Raw genomic sequence first — 19,663 nt, 5'->3', positions numbered from 1 at the left:
AGGTGGTTAATATGACCACCAAGTTGATTGTTAATGTGACCACTAAGCGAACTGTTAATGTGACCACCAAGCGAATTTTAATCGTTGATGATGATGCTGCAATCCTCGAAGTTTTGGCAGCCTGCTTACAAAGATTAGGAGGCTGGGAAGTCTTAAAGGCAGCATCAGGAAAAGAAGCGTTAGATCGAGCCCTTAAAGAAAAACCAGATGCGATCGTTTTAGACGTGATGATGCCTGAGATGGATGGATTTACTTTTTTACAGTACCTGCGCTCAGAATCTAAAAACCAACTCATTCCCGTGGTGCTGTTAACCGCAAACAGCTACATCCCCAATCCCGATCTTTTGCCACAACTAGGGGTAGTCCTGACCATCTCTAAACCCTTTCTTCCTGTGCTGCTCGTCCAGCAAATTACTCAAGCCTTGAAATGGTAAACGCCTCAACCCTGCTCCATTTCAAGGAAATTTGCAACAGATCGAAATTCAAATTCTGGACTGATGATAACCTTTGACCAAGGAAGCCTAAAACCAATACTTTTAACTATTTTTCTTGTGTTTTGTAACAAAGTCAATCATCGCAATCATGAAATCAATCAAGCGCCGATCGCGATAGAAGAATCCCAAGATTTTAATAAGATTCAGGTGGATATATAGGCTCCTTACTGCAACAACTTCTATCGAAAAAATTAGCTCTGTATGGATGAATAAGCATTTATACCAAGAGGTTTACGTTTCGCAAAAAAACTTTATCAAATTTCTTCTTTTCTCCAAACTTTCTCCAGAATCTCCAAGTAAATTCAAAATGTAGAACGTTGAAGGACTACCCATGCCCTTTATTTGAATGTCTCCCCTCCTTTATAAAATAATTTTTTAAAGCCATGAACGCCTGCCCCTGTTGCTCAAACTCCATGCTTCGGCATTACCGCCACCATCAAGAATATTGGTTCTGTAGAAGTTGCTGGCTAGAGATGCCATTACTTGAAAAGCCACCTACATTAACACCCATTGCTCTGAGAATAGAGCTAAGCCTCTTAAAGAAGAAACCAGCCTTAGTTATGGCTTAAACCAAACGACTCTTTTCGTCTTCCTTCCCTCTTGTCCATTTAAAGCATCAAAGCATGAAAATCGTCGATCGCCCCTATCAGTGCAACGTTCTAGGAGAGACCTTTGGTCTCTGGCAACTACAGTGCCATTTACGCATCTTTCGGATGCATTCTGGACAGCATGTTGTAGTCGTGTCAGATCGAAATTGTGAAATTGGTTGGTTTATTCCCTATAAATTAGAGCAACTGGCAACTCGGATCGTGCAAGAGTTTCAACTTAATCCCGATCGCTTAGTCTGGATCGAACACGATCTTGACTATGCCAACAGACAAATTTGTACGGAGTTTAGCCAGGTTTTATTTCAGTGGAATGATGGCAAGGCTAGCGATCCGCAGTGGCATGCGATCGAGGATGAGTCAATCGCATGGTTAGTTAAAGAACAGCCATTGCAACTAGCAACGGCTTAGGCGATCGGACGTTTGGGCATGGTTCAAATCAAGAGAACAAACTTATGATGACTTACAAGCATGTGATTGTCGGCACATTTTCAAACTATGCCGACGCAGCAAGTATTGTCGTAGAGCTAAAAATTGCCAGTTTTGATACTCATAAGCTCTCGATTATCAGTATTGGTTCTGAGCCAGTGCCGCGATCGCCAGATACCCAGATCAGGCTAGAGATTATCAAAGAAAAGCCTCTAAGGTATGTCGGCACGATCGAGAAAGGTAGATTTGTAGTCATTCTCTCGGGTAGCGATCGAGATATTCAACAGATACAGCAATTTTTTAACATGAAAGAATCAAGCGATGGAGGGTCGCTAACTAAATCTATGGATCGAGTTCTTTGTCACTACAGCAATTGTACGCCCCATATCGAAATTGCCAGAGTTTCCTATGGTAATAATATTTATCTAGAGCGGGTAATTTTTCCACTTCAGCGCATCTTTTTTGAGGCTCCCGTGGAAGCGCAATTGGAAACTTTCACCAGTGAGATCGCTGGCGCTATTTTAAGTGACAGAATATTTTGCCACGAACTTGAAGTTCTCGAACCCTCTAGTGCGATACCAGTAATTTTGCCAGAATTGCTGCCAGAGGTCACGATTAGAGCGGCAACCTTGATTAACTCCAGTGTTGCCGAAGCTAGAACTGCCTTAAAAGATTCCCAAAAATGCCCTACCCATGCCTGAGCATTAGGGGCTGCCTAAGTATTCATGTTACTTGGCGATTGTTAGATTCAAATCAAACACTGTAGAGCGACATACATTGAGCAACTCTCCCTACGAACTAGGTTGGTGGCTGGAAATCTTTACCGCACAGCCCCCCTGTATTTACTACTTTGGCGCATTTGAAACTGCCCAAGAAGCTGAGGAATCCCAAGCAGGTTTTGTACAGGATCTCTATCTTGAGGGGACTCAGGGTATTGCAACAAGACTACGATTCTTTCAGCCTACTCAGCTCGTTGTGACTGAAACAGAATTGCTGACTCATCCTCGCAGAAATAGGGGCGAGAGAATCAGCGATCGCCATAAAACCAAAGCTCAGCTAATGAAAGAGTTGAATTTGGTGCCAATAGAGACAGTCTGTATCAAAAGTGGGCGATCGGATGCTCCATCTCCGCAAGGGAGAATAAATAGAAAACCCAGCCTATCCTCACGCTTCTCAGAATGTCTAGGATAGTTCCAGACTAGCTAAAAAAACGCCAGTTAGGGATCGGAAAGCCTGAAACGCTATACCGAATTCACGTTAACAAAGCTCAAGCAGACTTAATCCAGAACAATCCATTGGATCGAACTATGATTTAGAAGAGCTTACTGCCGTAGTTCGCAGCATAAAACCAGATCAATGCAATTAGAATCATCGGATATAGAATTCGTGCTGAAATATTTAAATATCTGAATGCTCGTTTATATCCCTCTTTTTCTAATTTTGCGCCGATCGCCGTGACAATAATGGGAATTAAGCACAGGCCAAAATAAGTGTAAAAGATATATTCAAGCGCCACGGTGTAGCCTACTTCAGGTAATTGATTATTAAAAGATAGCAGCAGCACAATTCCCGATAGCAGTGCTGAGGCTGGAGCCATTGTACGCGGCACGAACATATTATAGGGAAAGAAGAGCGCACAATAAGTCAGTAACGCCAGCAAGATCAGAGGCAGTAAGTTCTTGGTGAGGAAAACCAAGGTCTTGCGTTTTAGGGTCATACGAACGCTAAATCCTGGGTAGTCAACCTGTGTGGTGGACTGAAATAGATCGGGATCGCCTTGCGTAGAACTACTGCGAGAAGTGTCTTGGAAGTAGGACATTTCTTTAAAATCCCAAAGTTGCAATCCCTGAAACGGTTTGCGTTGAATCGCATCGGGCTTCGGCAATTTCAGACCCAGCGTATCGATTACATAAACGAGGCGATCGCTGGATAGATTGGGGTTGTCAAAGCGCAGAGTGAGATTTTGCGAATCAAAGGGATAGTCGCGAAAATCAAAGGCATTGCGAAACTCGCCGCGCACGCGATAAAGCCGATAGTTGATACCATTACCGACAGTTTGAGCTTTGAGTGGTGCTTTCGGATCGAAGATGGGAGCAGTGGGGTTAACACTATTCGCTAGGGCATCGGGAAACTGAATCTGCACGGGATCGTCATTGCCATTAAAACGGAACCAAATGTAAAAATCAGTGGTAAAGCTAGCCTTATCGATTCGGTTCAGCTTATTGAGGTCAATGCCCGTATAAACCACCCGCTGCCGCCAGAAAAACTGATCGCCCGCTTGGACGATATTTCCTGCTTGTAGTTCGGCAGGCAAGTTTAAACTTTTGGGATTGGCGATCGTCGTAAACTGCTGAGAAGCCGAAAGCAATTTATAGTCTTGAAACTGGGCAACCCGCACAGGTTGGTCGCTATCGCGGTTGGCATTAAAGTAAATAGGACCAGTCAGTCCGCGCAATGCCACTTTACGACTATTTAAGCTGCCAAGTGCCGTGTTGACCAACTCGCGATCTTTACTGACATTGGCAGGCGTAATTTGTAGATCGGATTTACGCAGGGCATCGACCGCCGCGATCGCGGCTTCATAAAATTTTCCACCTAGATAAGAGGGCAACTTGCCCTCATGGGTTTTTTGGTAGGCATTGACAAACTCTTGGGCATCCGCGCCAGCACTATCAAACAAGAGGGGCGACGCTACGTACATGCCATCGGTAAAGAATCCGGGGTCTTTTTTCTCTTCGTCATACTTATCAAAGCGTTTGGCAAAAGCTTCGCGCGAAAGGGCTTGATCGCCCAACACAGGAGTTTTGAGCCCACGTTGTCTCAGTGCCACCAAAAAATCTTCTGCCACATCTTCTTTGCTGAGGGTGAGAAAGAGAATGCCGGGATCTTGCTCTGCTGCTAGCTCGTTCAAAATCTGCTGAATCGATTGCTTGCGATTATTTGGATCGGAATCCAGCGCCCATATCTTCTTGACCGTTCCATTTGTCCCAAAAGCAGTTCTGATCCGTTCCGATTGAACCTGTTCGTTCTTACTGGCATTGTCATAGACAATCGTGGCAGTCTTAAACTGCAAAACCTGTTGAGCGTATATGGACAGCACGCTTGCTAGAGTGGAGTTGGTGTAAACCATCCGAAAATAGTAAGGGCGATCGGCTGTTACTTTTTCGTTGTTCGCCGTTCCTGTAATCGCAGATAGTTTGTTGTCTTGATAGATGCTTCCTGCGGCGATCGATGCGTCCGATGTGCGGTGCCCGAGGACAACAAGGGCTTGGGTTTTGACAATCTCTTGCGCTACTTGCTGCGCTCCATCGGCACTGCCTTTATCATCATAGGTCAGCAATTTAATTGGATGTCCGTTGATGCCTCCTTCTCGGTTGACGATATCCGCGTACAACTGGATGCTATCTACCATCTCTTGTCCGCCACTCGCGCCGCTCCCTGTAAGTGGGGCAGCAATGGCGATCGGAATGGCGATCGCATTGTCGGCCTTGGGCGATCGCGGCATGAGCAAAGCGATCGCGATCGCGAGAAACATTGCTGCTAAAGCAATGGCGATGAATTTAGCGAGACGGTTAGTTTTAAAGAAGGCAGAAACGGTTTGCATGATTCAGCAATGGTGGCACACAGATCAAACTTTACACCGACTTTGCACACGGTCAATCCTGAAATTTATAGGGGCAGCGCACTCAGGTGTTCATCCCGCAATTCGTACAAATCAGCTATTCCAGATCTTTGCCATTACTTAAAAACTCGGACAGGGGATTGCCTGTATTAATAATTCCATTGCAACTTTAGGTAACGCTCTACCGTAGAAATCAGATTTTGGAACTGTAAAGGCTGGTCAAGAAAATTTTCCGCTCCATCTACTTCCATATTTTTCGGATTATATTTGTTATGGGAAGACATATAACCTCTCATCAAACCGATATGAGCTTTTTCTATACCACTAGGAATGCTGTTTGAGGTAATTTACATCCTGAACTTATTTTATCAACTCGTTCGAGCATTATCCCTCAAAGGTTATAATTGGCTTTTATACTGCTAAGTGGGGAACAGTTCATACATCCCAAAAACCCACTGTTCCAGAAATGTCTTACTTACCTTGAATCTAGGGCTATTTCATTCTGATTGAATCCTTGAATTGGCGACTTATACAATCTCAAGTTTCTAAGTTTCTGTGATTTCAAAGCGACATCGGGGGGTATCGATATTTTATGAGAAACTCGATCGCTAATTTGTGGATAAACCGATACGAATCAGTTTAACTAAGCCATGTATCATCTAAGCTGTAATAGATCCGCAAGAAATCCGCCCAATCGACATGAGCAATCAAACCTCAAAAATCACCTATACCTTTACCGATGAAGCTCCAGCCCTAGCCACCTATTCCCTATTACCCATTGTTCAAGCTTTTACACAGGCGGCAGATATTGAGGTTGAACTCAAAGATATTTCTCTTGCAGGGCGAATTATTGCTAATTTCTCAGAATATTTAACCGAATCACAGCGTCAACCTGATGCCCTCGCCGAACTGGGAGACTTGGCAAAATCACCCAACGCCTATATCATCAAGCTCCCAAATATTAGTGCCTCCCTGCCACAGTTAACTGCGGCGATTTCAGAGTTGCAAGCCAAGGGTTACAACATCCCTAGCTATCCTGCCGATCCTCAAACTGAGGAAGAGAAAGCGATTAAAGCGAAATATTCTAAGGTGTTGGGCAGTGCCGTCAATCCAGTATTGCGCGAGGGCAATAGCGATCGCCGCGTCGCCTCCGCCGTCAAAGAATTTGCTCAAAAGCATCCTCACTCCGTTGGGGCATGGACAAAGGATTCTAAAACCCATGTGGCGCATATGACTGAGGGTGATTTCTACGGTAGCGAGAAATCGGTCGTAATTCCTAAAGCAGGCGTAGTCAAGATCGAACTAACCAAAGCCGATGGTTCCACTCAAGTTCTCAAGGAAAAAACGACCGTACTAGAAGGCGAAGTCATTGATGCTTCGGTGATGAGTGTCAAGGCTCTGCGAGCTTTTTATGCTGAGGAAATTGCCAAGGCAAAGGCAGAAGATATTTTGCTATCTCTCCATGTCAAGGCAACGATGATGAAGATATCTGACCCGATTCTATTTGGTCATGCGGTGACGGTCTATTATCAAGATGTATTTACCAAATATGCGGATGTCTTCGCACAGTTGGGAATCAAGCCTAATAATGGTTTGGGCGATGTTTATGCCAAGATACAATCTTTACCTGCCGAGCAAAAAGAAGCGATCGCCACCGATTTGCAAGCGGTTTATGAAAAGCAGCCGCGTCTGGCGATGGTCAACTCCGATAAGGGCATTACCAATCTCCACGTTCCTAGCGATGTGATTATTGACGCATCCATGGCGGCGACCATTCGTACTTCTGGCAAGATGTGGGGCGCGGATGGCAAGGCTTACGACACCAAGGCGATGATTCCCGATCGCTCCTATGCCACGATTTATCAAGCCTGTATCGAATTTTGTCAGGAAAACGGAGCCTTTGATGTCACCACGATGGGCAATGTCGCCAATGTGGGCTTGATGGCTCAGCAAGCTGAAGAATACGGCTCCCACGATAAGACCTTTGAGATTTCTGATGATGGCGTGGTGCGCGTTAGCGATGAAACTGGGGCTGTCCTGATCGAGCATCCTGTCGCGAAGGGTGACATCTGGCGGATGTGTCAAACCAAGGACTTGCCGATTCAAGATTGGGTCAAACTTGCTGTCAATCGTGCTAGAGCCACAGGCAATCCGACGATTTTTTGGCTAGACGAACATCGCGCCCATGATGCAAATCTGATTACCAAAGTCAAAACCTATTTGCCAGACCATGACACTTCAGGGCTAGATATTCAGATTCTGTCACCTGTGGCGGCGATGAAATTTACCTGCGAACAAATTAAAGCGGGCAAAAATGCGATCTCCGTGACTGGCAACGTATTGCGCGATTACCTTACGGATCTATTCCCAATTCTCGAACTCGGTACGAGTGCCAAAATGCTCTCGATCGTGCCATTGCTCGCTGGTGGTGGACTATTTGAAACTGGTGCTGGTGGCTCGGCTCCGAAACACGTTCAGCAGTTTCTCGAAGAAGGGCATTTACGTTGGGACTCGCTCGGAGAATTTTTAGCGATCGCGGTTACGCTCGAAGACCTCGGACGCAAAACCAACAATGAGAACGCAACGATCTTGGCAAAAGCCCTAGATCGAGCCAACAGTCTCTATCTCAATAACGATAAATCACCCTCCCGCAAAATCGGCGGCATTGATAATCGCGGCAGTCATTTCTATATCGCGCTTTACTGGGCACAGGCTCTAGCAGAGCAGAGTCAGAATTTGGAGCTAAAGTCAAAATTTACTCAGTTGGCGCAAGTCTTGACGGACAAAGAAAGCCAAATTCTTCTAGAATTGAGTGCCGCTCAAGGTCAATGCGTAGATATCGGCGGCTATTACTTCGCCGATCCGGATAAGGCAAGTCAAGCTCTGCGTCCTAGCCAAACTCTCAATGCGGCAATTAGTTCGCTTAACTAGCCTCAAAAAATTTCTAGCGATCGCCCATGTTCAAAATGTTGGCGATCGCCTGCTGCTCCATTGACATTCTTGTATGACTTGCGCGTGAATGCTTTAATATCAGCTAATCCATGGGAATAGCGTCTTCCCAAAGTTGTGATACTGGGAGTGTTTATCCTGCGGAGGCGAGTCTTACAGATTTTTGTAAGTCGGCTAATATTTGTTATTTCCTCATTGTTTAAGAGATGCGATGCAATTGCCCTTTTGATATTCTTGTATGACTAAAGCAAAAGTTTTGGGGCTAATTTCAATCAAATTGAGTGAAAATTTCACTTATGTTATGATGGATGAAAATGTGTAAATATGCAGAAAATATAGTGTTTTTCTAAAGTTATTCACATTTTTTATAGCTCAACTGAGTGAATTTCTCATATGTCCTCAAAACCCAGCATTCAAGCTCCTCTCGGTTTCAAGCTTCGTCATACGCTTCGAGGACATAGAAACACAGTTTATGCACTTGCTTGGTCACCAGATGGGAAAATGCTTGCTTCTCCCTCTGGTGATAGGCTTATTCACATATGGGATACAGAGACTGGAGAAATATGTAACACAATCAAATTTGATTCTGTAAATTATGCAGGATGGTCTCCAGATGGACAGATATTTATTTCATCAGGGGATCATAGACAATATGGCTCATACCTTCAGGCTTGGGATGCTAGTGATTTTAGTTTTAAATATTTAATTAAAGAAGCTAAAGAAGAACGTATTTATGACTCAGTTGAAAGATTTGCTTGGGCTCCTGACAGCTCTATGCTTTCAGTTTGGGGATATAATGGTGATATTAAACTGTTTGATACTAGACAAAGACAATTCTTCAAAACACTAAAAAAAGATGGACATAATTACCGTTTTGGAGATTGGTCTCCTAATGGTAAGTTTTTTGCCTTAGCAACACAAGACAAAATTTTGATTTGGAGTGTAGAAAGAGGGGAAATTATTACAGAATTAGAAGGTTTCTATGAGTGGAATTGTCAATTTACTTGGTCGCCTGATAGTAATTTTTTTGCTTTTGGAGGTACGTCAAAACCTAGAGCTAGAGATTACAATGTTCGTCTTTGGAACATGTCCAAGAGCCAGTTAAGTTTTCTGGAGGGTCATAAAAGTGCAGTAATTCAAGTTGCATTTTCACATGATGGACGTTTACTCATCACAAAGTCAACAAATGATATGATTTTTTGGCGTTGTGATACTTGGCAACTAGTTACAGTTCTAAAAGATCCAAATTATAATTCTCGTATAGCTATCAATCCGAAGAAGTCTACATTTGCAATTTTAGGGGAGAATGATAGAGCTATTCATATTTGGGATTTAGATGATGATACTTTATTAAAGGTTTCTTCAAGCAATAATTCTGTTCGCTATCGTAATGCAAAGGTTGTACTGATTGGAGACTCAGGTGTTGGGAAATCTGGATTAGGAATGGTTTTAGCTGGGGAACAATTTAGAGCAACTACATCAACACATGGTCGTCATGTATGGAGCTTAGAAGCAAAACATCATCAAACCAGTGATGAACTATGGGAAATCCGAGAGACCTTACTTTGGGATTTGGCGGGACAAGCAGAATATAGATTGATTCATCAACTATCACTCGATCAAATTAATGTTGCTCTTGTCTTATTTGATGGCTCAAGCCCCACAAATCCTTTTAAAGAAGTCGTTTTTTGGAATAAAGCCTTACAACAGGCTAAAGGAAGCGGTCAACTTAAAAAATATTTAGTGGCTGCTCGAACAGATGTGAGTTCTCTGAGCGTTACAGAAGAAAGGATGAATGATTTTGCTAAAGAGCATGGCTTTGATGGAATATTCCGTACAGCCGCCCTTACAGGCATAGGAATAGAAGAACTAAGACGACACATTGAAGAAACAATCGATTGGGACAATCTACCATTAACTATCTCTGAGAGTCTTTTCAAACAAATGAAAGACTTCGTTGTTGATCATAAACATCAAGGATATATTTTAGAAAAAACAACAAATCTCATACAGCACTTTCGGATAAAAAATCTTGATGTGGATTTTGAAGCCCAAGATTTTCAAGCCGCCCTCGGAAGAGTAGAAGCATACGATCTCATTAAAATATTATCTTTTGGTGATTATGTTTTGTTGCAGCCTGAGTTACTAGACAACTATGCTTCAGCAATGGCAAAGGCGGCGCGTGAGCAACCAGATGGTCTTGGATTCCTAGATGAGCAAGTAGCGAGGGAAGGACAATTCAACTTTGGTTCATTAGATCGAGTTACTAAAGATGATGAACAGATCATTCTTCAATCAGTTGTAGAACTATTTATAGAGAAAGAGTTAGCTATTGCAGACAAAGGCAAGCTGATATTTCCATCACAATTTAATCGCGAACTTCCTGAACATCCTGAAGTACAGGGAACAGTTGTCTCTTATCAGTTTGAAGGTGCATTAATTAATGCCTACACTACATTAGTTGTTCGTTTATATCATAGTGAAGCATTTGTTTTAGATTCACTCTGGAAAAATGCTGCCATATTTCTACCATATGGAGGAGTCAAGAAGCAGAATAGTAAACGTTGTGGTTTTGTGTTTAAGGAAATTGATGAAGGATTAGGACGTATTTTTGTGTTTTTTGGAGTGGAGACTTCAGATGATACAAAAGTTCTATTCTTAAAGTTTGTTCACGAACATTTAAAACATAAGTCTCTCAACAATAAAGTAGTACGAGAACGTATTTATCACTGTCCCAAATGCCAAGAAGCTATTGAAAGAAGGGCTGTACAACTTCGTCTTGAGAAAGGATATAGTTCAATCATTTGTCAGTATTGTTCAATTCCGACAGCACCCACTAATATTCCCCTCACAGATCTTATTGAAGAAACTTTTGGCAAAGATGATGATTTTTTAGCTAAAGTCCGTCAGATGGACGAAAAAATTGACGTTCAGCTTGGTAATGATAGCAAAGAGGCAATCCTCAAAGGTGAGATTACAGTTTTAGTGAGCAAAGCGGGGCAGATTTTCCGTCCATTAATCAGCGATGACTGGGGTATTGATGGTGAAATTGAGTTTAAAAATGCTCAAGGTGAAGCATCTGGTCAACGGATATATGTACAACTAAAATCTGGTGCATCTTACTTGAAGTCAAGAAAAGACGGAACCCAAGTATTTTCAATACCTAAAAAACGCCATATTCAATATTGGCAATCACAAAATTATCCTGTATATCTTGTTATCCGTAATAAAGATGAGAAAATTTACTGGATGAATATTTCGGAATATCTCAAAACAAGAACAAATTTAGAAAATCGTGCTATTCCCTTTAATGGATCTGAGGTAACTCTTGAGACTGTGAATGATCTTAGAATAGCCGTATTAAGTCAATCTTAGCAATTTACAATATGCCAAATTCATTATGGAAGATGCCTATTGAATCATGATCCTGACTTTCTGAAATTTCAAGATTTATGGACTCTTTAGAAAAAGTAGAAGCTAAAGTTGCCACAGGTAGCTATCGTAACTGGAGAGATATTCGTAGAGATGTATGAAGTCCAAACATCACCGCCTTGAGAGGAAATTTAGCAGGACGCTATCGTTATCGGAGCGGTGACTATCGCATAGTGTATCTAGTTGATGAAGTCTCAAAAATTATATCCGCTACTATCATTACCCATCGCAGCACAGTTTATGACGATTGAATCCTCTTAATAATCTTTGTGGACAGTTAGATGTTTGCAAGGGATTTGAGAATTTGAAGAACGGGGTAAAGTTCATTTTGCGATCGCTTAAACAAAGAGAAATCATCAGAAAGATCGTATTGAGAACCATGCTTTTTCACAAACATAAAATGATCGCCGTTGGTGACTAGGGCGTAGGTGGGTAAGTCTCCATTAGGACTTGCCATCATATAGGTTAGGGCTTGGGGTACTGCCACCAAAAATGAAAAACTGGAACGTTTAGCTTCCACTAGTACAATCCAAATATTTTCTTTAAATACCAAAGCATCAATTCGCCCTTTATAGGTAATATCACGATCTTGATCGACAATCTCAACCGCTTCTTCACTGCGAAGACTGAAAGGAGCATCCAGAAAATTCGCTAAAAATAATAAGGGTGACACCACCAATAAATTAACCATCCCTTCAGAGAGAAAGCCTTCGCTGACATGACGTAAATATGATTGCTTAATGCGATCTAGGGTCACTTTTTCAATTTGAGTGAGATCCTCAAAATCCTGCTGCCATTCCGTAAAGAAATCATGGTCAAGCGATCGCGATAGTCTAAATCTCGACTCTATCTCAGCAATAGATCTAATTGCATCCGTAACGGCGATAGTAGTCATTATGTTTTAGCTCCTGTTAGGACTAAGTATATTTATGCAATGTTCTTTAAATAGTTTGACATCCCAATTTGTTTTTCCCCAGAAATCTTGAGCCTTGAGTTTTTTGGCGATCGCGCAAAATCGGCTCAATCTGTTCCCATCTATATCTTGTATGTTCAGGACTACTAAAATTCATTTTGTTGTCCAAAAAATTTATACGTACAATTATTGTAACCTCGTCTCGCGATGATCAACTCCGATAAAGGGTTTGCCAATTTGCACGTTCCTAGCGATGTGATTATTGATGCATCCATGGCAGCGACCATTCGTACCTCTGGCAAGATGTGGGGTGCAGATGGTAAGGCTTATGACACCAAGGCAATGATTCCCGATCGCTCCTATGCCACCATTTATCAAGCCTGTATCGAATTTTGTCAGGAAAATGGAGCCTTTGATGTCACCACGATGGGCAATGTCGCCAATGTGGGCTTGATGGCTCAGCAAGCTGAAGAATACGGCTCCCACGATAAGACCTTTGAGATTTCTGATGATGGTGTAGTGCGCGTTAGCGATCAAACAGGGGCTATCCTGATCGAGCATTCTGTCGCCAAGGGTGATATCTGGCGGATGTGTCAAGCTAAGGACTTACCGATCCAAGATTGGGTCAAACTTGCCGTCAATCGTGCTAGAGCCACAGGGAATCCTACGATTTTTTGGCTAGACGAACATCGCGCCCATGATGCGAATCTGATTACCAAGGTCAAGACCTATTTACTAGACCATGACACCTCAGGACTAGATATTCAGCTCATGTCACCTGTGGCGGCGATGAAGTTTACCTGCGAACAAATTAAAGCAGGCAAAAATGTGATTTCAGTGACTGGTAACGTTCTGCGGGATTATCTCACGGATTTATTCCCAATTCTCGAACTCGGTACTAGTGCCAAAATGCTCTCGATCGTGCCATTGCTTGCAGGTGGTGGACTGTTTGAAACGGGTGCGGGTGGCTCGGCTCCGAAACACGTTCAGCAGTTTCTCGAAGAAGGTCATTTACGTTGGGACTCTCTCGGAGAATTTCTAGCGATCGCGGTTACGCTCGAAGACCTCGGACGCAAAACCAACAATGAGAACGCAACGATCTTGGCAAAAGCCCTAGACCAAGCCAACAGTCTCTATCTCAACAACGATAAATCGCCCTCCCGCAAGATCGGCGGCATTGATAATCGCGGCAGTCATTTTTATATCGCGCTTTATTGGGCACAGGCTCTGGCGGAGCAGAATCAGAATTTGAAGCTAAAGTCAAAATTTACTCAGTTGGCGCAAGTCTTGACGGACAAAGAAAGCCAAATTCTTTTGGAATTGAGTGCCGCTCAAGGTCAATCCGTAGATATCGGCGGCTATTACTTCGCCGATCCCGATAAAGCGAGTCAAGCTCTGCGTCCTAGCCAAACTCTCAATGCGGCAATTAGTTCGCTCCATTAATACCAAGTTCGACAATTCATGCCAAAACAACAAATGGCTATGCCATTTGTTGTTTTTAAAACCCTTGCTGGGTTCGGTTTTCAATTAACAGTTGCGTTGAAGCGATCGAAATTTGTTCCATTTTTAATCGATTCAAAAAATTGCGAAATCTGGTCAGTAGATCGGATGTGATAGACACTTTTGGTACTTCGCGCCTGCTCGATATACTCCCGATATTTTGGGGTCAAACGTTTGTAACACAACCAAAGCACGCGGTAACTATTCATCGAACTCTTTAAGATCGGACTCTTTTCAGGCCAGCCTTCGGGTGGTTTAAAGTAACCTGAGAGCAAGCGTTTCGTCACCCACCAGAAATGCACGTATAGCGGCAGATCGACAAAAACTAGACTATCTGCCTCATTCAGCCGCAGCCAGAGAGTTTCCATGGAACCAAAGCCATCAATAATCCATCGTTCAGTATCCAAAATCTTCTGATGGGCGTGCTTATAGTCCTCGTATGGAACCTCAGCGCCCCCTGATTGATATTGAATCTTGTCCAAGATGTGAAGTGGCAAATCACTGATTTCCGATAATCGCTTGCTGAGCGTTGATTTACCGCCTCCAGTGTTACCAAATACTGCTACTTTCTTCATAGCTACGCTCCCTTTAGTTCGCCCAATTCACTTCTTAAACTAGACTGAGGGATGAAACCCAGCAATCACAGTTTTGAATGCCTAACCAGTACTTGCACTGGACGGTCGATACACATGGGTACATTATATTTCACTTGCCACCTGTGCATCACAAGCCGTGCGATCGCATGGCGCAGTTCGTTGAATATCTGTTTTTAGCCGAGATTTGGATAGATAGAAATGGTCAGCTTTGTTTAGCAACACATCCCTAGCGACAGCTGCTAAAAACAGTGCTATAGTTTTTTAAACAAAAAGACCGATCGGTCTTTTTGAGCTAATTTAAGATTAAATGCCCATGTTGAAGCTATACTACGCTCGTCCTTCTGCCTATGCTCGTCCCGTATGGTTAGCATTGCTAGAAAAACAACTTACTTTTGAATTGATTCCCGTTGATTTAAGTGGCAGACAATTTGAGCCCGAATTTCTTGCCCTAAATCCCTTTAGCCATGTTCCAGTTTTGGTCGATGGTGATTTTCAGGTAATTGAATCCTTAGCAATTTTAGATTATTTAGAAGCACGATATCCCACGCCATCGCTGCTTCCAACCGATGCGATCGCGTTGGCAAGAGCCCGGATGGTGCAACTGGTTGCGTTCAATGAGTTGCTGCCTGCACTCATTAAGATCGTCATGAATGAAGATAGCCCAGAAAAATCAGCAGATTTAGATTACGCAAGGCTACGAGCGCTCAATACATTAGATTTTTTGGAAAACCTATTGGGTGATTCTCCTTACTTTGCTGGCGAACAACTCACATTTGCTGAGATTGTTGCAGGAACATTTGTTTATAGAATGCCTTCTCTGGGAATTCCTTTAACCAATCATCCGCGCTTGAAAGTTTGGTCTGAGCGATTGTTGTCGCGCCCCACTTGGCAGCAGATTGAGCTAAGTTCAGAAGAGTGGAGTAGTTTTAAACGTCATATGAAGGTAATCCCAAAGGCCTGGGAGCGTCGCCGTCGTCAACGCATCAATTCTCTGGGCGAACAAAGATTACAACCAAACATACGATCGTGAACACATTCCGCAGAGCAAGCAAATCAGAGCACAAAACAATCGTACGATTAAGATCGCTTTCGGCATTTTAGCTGTTTTCGCAGTTGAGAATGCGATCGAGGATAGTAATGCTTTGGGGATTACCAGCGTTACGAATTTTTCTTTCGATGCCAATGTTAATTAATTCCATTTGAAGGCGGACGAAGTATGCTGTATCAGCTTCAGTTTTGAATTTATTTAGATCGAGGGAGAGATTCTTTTGGTTCTCATAAAAAGAAAGGTTAGGATTCATGCTAAATTTTTGACTGAGCGCGATCGCGACATAGCGCTGCTCTGGGCGAGCAGTTTGGAGAAGCTCCGTGTCCAGTGAAGTAGAAAAATAAAGGCTTAGTAGAGTTACTGTAGTCAGCTAGCGATCGCTTTAAATTTTCGACGGTAGAGGCTCCCTTAAGATCGGGGATTGCGGGCACTTTGAATCTCTGATTGCCAGCATTGTCAATATATCTGACAGTGGCTTGCCCATTATTTCCATTAGCAAAAAATATGGTGGCAATAGAGGAAGAGTATCCCATGGTGCTGAGAGTTCGCTGAAAATAGAGCAGATTTTTTTCGAGGGCAATTTCGTTATTGTGAGGGGTACCACCACCACCAAATGCCAAAAAATTACATTCGGCCTGATCTTGTTCGATCTGCTGCTTGCTAGCAGTCGCTCTGCTAGGGTACTGCGAAATTTGAGAAAGGGGTTTTAAGGTCGAGACCGAGCCATCCTCTCCAATAACAAAAGGTAATCCCAGCATCAGCACAAAAGATACAAACTTGATCTTCATGGACACTCCATTTTCTACAACTAGATTAAGCAACTCAATGGCGATATGCGGTAATAGAATCGATCTGAAGATGAAAATTGCCTACCTTAAAGTTCCGTAACCTTTGACTGAGATGCCTTTCTATTATACTTTCAAAGATGCCGTGAAAAGTAAGATAGGCAGATGCACTATCTTCAAGGTTTGTTCCATTTTTAATCGATTCAAAAAACTTTGCAAAATGACTCAAAGAATGAAAAAATTCCTGAGCAAATCTATCAATCACGCTTGATTCATCAACCTACTTTTTTTTGCCAGTGCGTCCAAATAATTACCATTGCCATCGTGTCTAAGCAGCAATATTGCTTTAATAGCTCGCGCCACATTTGCCTAATTTCGGGGCAATCTTGATGTTCCCCATACATCATGTTTTGATAAGCCAGCATGGCACCAGTTCCTTCCGTAATTACCTCGGCTTTATCTGAGATTTCAAGCGGTGGCAGTGTCTCGTAGGGATTTAGGATTTGACCGTCAACCTCTTTGAAATATGCAGTCATCCAAGGAATTTGATGCAAATAAGGGTTTGTCTTCCAGATCGCAGGCAAAACACACTTCAGCGAAGTTCTCCCTTTCATGAGGGGATGGAAATAATGTTTCAACGTAAGCGCGTTCATATCCACCAATTGCGTTTTATCTTTGCTATTGAGTTTTGCAACTTTTGCCAGCCAAGCCTTGAGTTTGGGATGCTCGTACTCATAGGCTTCCATTTGATAGTAAATATCGCGCAGAACGCTATTCTCATGGGTTGCCCAAGTTAAGATTGTGCCGCGATCTCCTAGCCGATTCATCAAAGCCTCTGCAAACCTAAAATTTGGGAAGACATCCGAGAGATCGATCCAATCTGAATGAATCGGTTCTGCTCCAGGTGAGGGAATCGTGTGACAGCTCCATTGAAAAGCTACCTGCTCGTAAGGACGCATGCCTGGATGGTAGGGTAGCGCCATTCGCGAAGTCTCAAAGTCAATGAAATGGAGCGGATAACTACACTTTGCCATAATGCTCGGTAACTGATCAGACATCCATTCTCGATTTGTTTTTGTGTATTCCAGTTGAATGAGCTGTCTGAAACTAAAAAAGGTGTCATCCAATTGGTCGAGGGGTATATCGTACATATTCACCTTCCCCATTTGGATCAGTTCGTTGACCACAGGGGTTTCATGCCCCCCGACCCGACCCATATGATATAAATCGAAAATATGCGGCTCTACTTCTGCTAGTTCTCCCCAACATTCCTTAAAACCATCTTTTTTGCTACCTTCGCTTACCCGAAATTCACAGCCTTTACAATGCTTGCTAAGTGGTACCTCGATTTTACGCAATCCATTTACCAAGCTATCTAGATAGATTTCCGTTTGAGCAATCACTTCAGGTAATACCTCTTGCACTTCTCGATCGATACCGATCAGACCGAGAATGTGGTTTTGGTTCAATTGCTCTAGATCGCCTGTGAACTCAACCTCGATGCCACTAAATTTAGAAGGGATAGTCTGCGATTCTGTGCGCTTAATCTTAAAATGTGCCGCAAGGTCGATCGCAGTAGTTTTTGCCTTGTCTGGCATACATAGATAGGGATGTATCTCGACTCGATCGGATAAGAATTCATGAGCGTCTATTTCACTAAGCATCTCTTGCAAAACATAGATTTGATAGGCAACATCCTCTATATAGGTTCGCCAATCACTGCTAATTGCCCCATTTTTCTTATTTCTAAAAATATTAATTCCTTTAGTTTCTAATAGCCAATTGTTTTCATTGCTATCAAAGGACTTAGACTTAACTTCGATTAATTGAAATTTATTTCCTTCTTTAATTAAAATATCTACCCTAATCAGCTTGTTTTTTGCATAAATAATCGGCTCAAACAAAATAATATTTTCTTGCTGAAGTGCTTCTTTTGTCTGGCTTAATCCTCGTTCTAAGTCATGCTCGACTTTTATTTCTATGCCAGACGGATAAAGCAATCTTGCCATTTTGCCAATCGTAAACCCACCGTCTGCCAGCATTCTCGTGTAATTATTGATATAGCTAGTGGTAGGGTAGTGTAATTTCTTGTAGTACAGTTTGGTCGGGCAATTTTTAGCGACTTTATAATCTGATTTAGACAGGAAAACCATAATTTGTGACAAATTAATTACTAGATTCTTGTTCTGTGGGTTGATTTATTTTCTGGGTTTCGTGCATTCTGTTTTGTGAAAATAGCTCTATAAATAATCATAGCCGCGATCGCTGAATTCCTTAAATATCATAGATACAATGTTGCGGCTCTTGTTTGTGCAGATGATTCAGATATTCATTCCATGGTTTGAAACCTCATAAGAGTCATTGAGGGTTTGAGGGGGAATAAAGACAGGAGGTTCTCACCTTTTGTTTTGGGCTTGGCTAGCCAAAAATTGTAGTAGTCTAGTGGGAACGGCAAGTGAGATTATCGTAGAGAGTTGGAACTTCCCTTGCAGGATAAAACGTCTTAGTGCTCGAGAATAGACTTGAATCTCTTCAAAATTATTCAACCACTTACTACCCAATAGCAAAAGCTCATAGGCGCGATGTTCTAGACCAATCTCTTGGTAAATAGAAAAATACTTTTGCGCGATGCGATACCAAGCTAGTGGTGTGACGCGCTTACTGTTGCTGCCCAAGTACTTGCGCCAATTATAAATCACATTTGGAATTCTATGGTAAGTACAGCCAGAAGCGATCGCGCGGATCCAAAATTCAACATCATGCAGATCGTCCGCGCCAAAACTAGGATCGTAGCCGCCGATGGACTGCCACAGCGATCGCTTTAGGGGTGTCGTCCCAATCAATCGCCAATTTGTGCTGAGGGAAAAGCGTCTGGCTCTCAACATAGACTGAAGTGAAATGTCACCAGGGTCAACTACCTGACCCGCATTCACCCGATCTTGTCTGAGATATTGACCATAGACAAAGCCTGCACTTGGATGATTCTCAAAAGCCTGTACGATAGATTTTAGGGCGTTCTGAGGCAAGATATCATCGGCATCAAGGGGCACTAAAATCTCACCACTAGCGGTTCTGAAGCCATCTTCTCGCGCCACGGAAGGACCACCATTCTCAGTTCTCCAAATTACGCGAATCAGGGAGGTTTGTTCTAGGGCTTTGCAAACTGCGATCGTTTCGAGATCGGTAGAGGCATCATTGACAATTAAAATTTCTATTGGAAGCAGCGATTGTTCGATCGCACTATTCACAGCATCCATCATTAACTTGCCTTCTCTGTAGCAGGTTATCAC

General features: G+C 42.8%; 16 protein-coding genes and 1 pseudogene. 8 read left to right on the top strand and 9 right to left on the bottom strand.

Going from position 1 to position 19,663, the window contains the following annotated elements:
* Nucleotides 1-11: 11 nt before the first annotated feature.
* The 4 genes from ACP2WE_RS18935 (at nucleotide 12) to ACP2WE_RS18920 (ending at nucleotide 2,719) form a co-directional block, all read left to right on the top strand.
* Complete coding sequence (locus ACP2WE_RS18935; RefSeq protein WP_425217103.1) at nucleotides 12-434, top strand: response regulator; 423 nt, start codon at nucleotides 12-14, stop codon at nucleotides 432-434.
* A 683-nt stretch (nucleotides 435-1,117) separates the two neighbouring features.
* The gene (locus ACP2WE_RS18930) at nucleotides 1,118-1,510 is read left to right on the top strand and encodes a hypothetical protein (RefSeq protein ID WP_425217102.1); all 393 of its coding nucleotides are present in this window, start codon (nucleotides 1,118-1,120) and stop codon (nucleotides 1,508-1,510) included.
* Between the two features lie 44 nt (nucleotides 1,511-1,554).
* Nucleotides 1,555-2,229: a DUF1830 domain-containing protein gene (locus ACP2WE_RS18925; protein ID WP_425217101.1), complete on the top strand. Its 675-nt coding sequence runs from the start codon at nucleotides 1,555-1,557 to the stop codon at nucleotides 2,227-2,229.
* A gap of 76 nt (nucleotides 2,230-2,305) precedes the next feature.
* Nucleotides 2,306-2,719: a DUF1816 domain-containing protein gene (locus ACP2WE_RS18920; protein WP_425217100.1), complete on the top strand. Its 414-nt coding sequence runs from the start codon at nucleotides 2,306-2,308 to the stop codon at nucleotides 2,717-2,719.
* Nucleotides 2,720-2,840: 121 nt separating this feature from the next.
* Here ACP2WE_RS18920 and ACP2WE_RS18915 read toward each other — a convergent pair whose 3' ends face one another.
* Together ACP2WE_RS18915 and ACP2WE_RS18910 are read right to left on the bottom strand one after the other, a co-directional pair.
* Nucleotides 2,841-5,132 carry an ABC transporter substrate-binding protein gene (locus tag ACP2WE_RS18915; RefSeq protein ID WP_425217099.1) on the bottom strand — a complete coding sequence of 764 codons (2,292 nt, stop codon included), beginning with the start codon at nucleotides 5,130-5,132 and terminating at the stop codon, nucleotides 2,841-2,843.
* A gap of 167 nt (nucleotides 5,133-5,299) precedes the next feature.
* The gene (locus ACP2WE_RS18910; protein WP_425217098.1) at nucleotides 5,300-5,434 is read right to left on the bottom strand and encodes a hypothetical protein; all 135 of its coding nucleotides are present in this window, start codon (nucleotides 5,432-5,434) and stop codon (nucleotides 5,300-5,302) included.
* A 415-nt stretch (nucleotides 5,435-5,849) separates the two neighbouring features.
* Here ACP2WE_RS18910 and ACP2WE_RS18905 point away from each other — a divergent pair, with 415 nt between their 5' ends.
* A complete protein-coding gene (locus ACP2WE_RS18905) occupies nucleotides 5,850-8,081 on the top strand; it encodes an NADP-dependent isocitrate dehydrogenase (RefSeq protein ID WP_425217097.1) in 2,232 nt (743 codons plus the stop codon).
* Between the two features lie 2 nt (nucleotides 8,082-8,083).
* Here the strand turns inward: ACP2WE_RS18905 and ACP2WE_RS18900 are convergent, their stop codons facing one another.
* Complete coding sequence (locus ACP2WE_RS18900) at nucleotides 8,084-8,212, bottom strand: hypothetical protein (protein WP_425217096.1); 129 nt, start codon at nucleotides 8,210-8,212, stop codon at nucleotides 8,084-8,086.
* A 280-nt stretch (nucleotides 8,213-8,492) separates the two neighbouring features.
* On the opposite strand from ACP2WE_RS18900, the gene ACP2WE_RS18895 reads away from it, so the two are divergent.
* Nucleotides 8,493-11,474 carry a DUF4365 domain-containing protein gene (locus ACP2WE_RS18895; RefSeq protein WP_425217095.1) on the top strand — a complete coding sequence of 994 codons (2,982 nt, stop codon included), beginning with the start codon at nucleotides 8,493-8,495 and terminating at the stop codon, nucleotides 11,472-11,474.
* 334 nt (nucleotides 11,475-11,808) lie between these two features.
* On the opposite strand, the gene ACP2WE_RS18890 is transcribed toward ACP2WE_RS18895, so the two are convergent.
* Complete coding sequence (locus tag ACP2WE_RS18890; protein ID WP_425217094.1) at nucleotides 11,809-12,426, bottom strand: type I restriction endonuclease; 618 nt, start codon at nucleotides 12,424-12,426, stop codon at nucleotides 11,809-11,811.
* A 213-nt stretch (nucleotides 12,427-12,639) separates the two neighbouring features.
* On the opposite strand from ACP2WE_RS18890, the pseudogene ACP2WE_RS18885 reads away from it, so the two are divergent.
* Nucleotides 12,640-13,887, top strand: a pseudogene (locus tag ACP2WE_RS18885) (NADP-dependent isocitrate dehydrogenase); the annotation flags it as partial.
* Nucleotides 13,888-13,967: 80 nt separating this feature from the next.
* Here ACP2WE_RS18885 and ACP2WE_RS18880 read toward each other — a convergent pair.
* Nucleotides 13,968-14,519 (bottom strand): P-loop NTPase family protein, encoded by a 552-nt coding sequence (locus tag ACP2WE_RS18880; protein WP_425217093.1) that lies wholly within the window; start codon nucleotides 14,517-14,519, stop codon nucleotides 13,968-13,970.
* A gap of 334 nt (nucleotides 14,520-14,853) precedes the next feature.
* Here ACP2WE_RS18880 and ACP2WE_RS18875 point away from each other — a divergent pair, with 334 nt between their 5' ends.
* Nucleotides 14,854-15,570 (top strand): glutathione S-transferase family protein, encoded by a 717-nt coding sequence (locus ACP2WE_RS18875; RefSeq protein WP_425217092.1) that lies wholly within the window; start codon nucleotides 14,854-14,856, stop codon nucleotides 15,568-15,570.
* A 67-nt stretch (nucleotides 15,571-15,637) separates the two neighbouring features.
* On the opposite strand, the gene ACP2WE_RS18870 is transcribed toward ACP2WE_RS18875, so the two are convergent.
* From ACP2WE_RS18870 to ACP2WE_RS18855, 4 genes are all read right to left on the bottom strand, one after another.
* Entirely contained in the window at nucleotides 15,638-15,841 is a 204-nt protein-coding gene (locus ACP2WE_RS18870) for a hypothetical protein (protein ID WP_425217091.1), read from the bottom strand.
* Nucleotide 15,842: 1 nt separating this feature from the next.
* Complete coding sequence (locus tag ACP2WE_RS18865) at nucleotides 15,843-16,376, bottom strand: hypothetical protein (RefSeq protein ID WP_425217090.1); 534 nt, start codon at nucleotides 16,374-16,376, stop codon at nucleotides 15,843-15,845.
* Between the two features lie 272 nt (nucleotides 16,377-16,648).
* Nucleotides 16,649-18,526 carry a DUF2779 domain-containing protein gene (locus tag ACP2WE_RS18860; protein WP_425217089.1) on the bottom strand — a complete coding sequence of 626 codons (1,878 nt, stop codon included), beginning with the start codon at nucleotides 18,524-18,526 and terminating at the stop codon, nucleotides 16,649-16,651.
* 243 nt (nucleotides 18,527-18,769) lie between these two features.
* A complete protein-coding gene (locus ACP2WE_RS18855) occupies nucleotides 18,770-19,663 on the bottom strand; it encodes a glycosyltransferase family 2 protein (RefSeq protein WP_425217088.1) in 894 nt (297 codons plus the stop codon).

It is taken from the genome of Tumidithrix helvetica PCC 7403, from assembly GCF_965232925.1.
Lineage (GTDB): Bacteria > Cyanobacteriota > Cyanobacteriia > Pseudanabaenales > Pseudanabaenaceae > Tumidithrix > Tumidithrix helvetica.
Note: the sequence above shows the minus strand (reverse complement) of the source record. Positions and strands in the feature narration are given on the sequence as shown.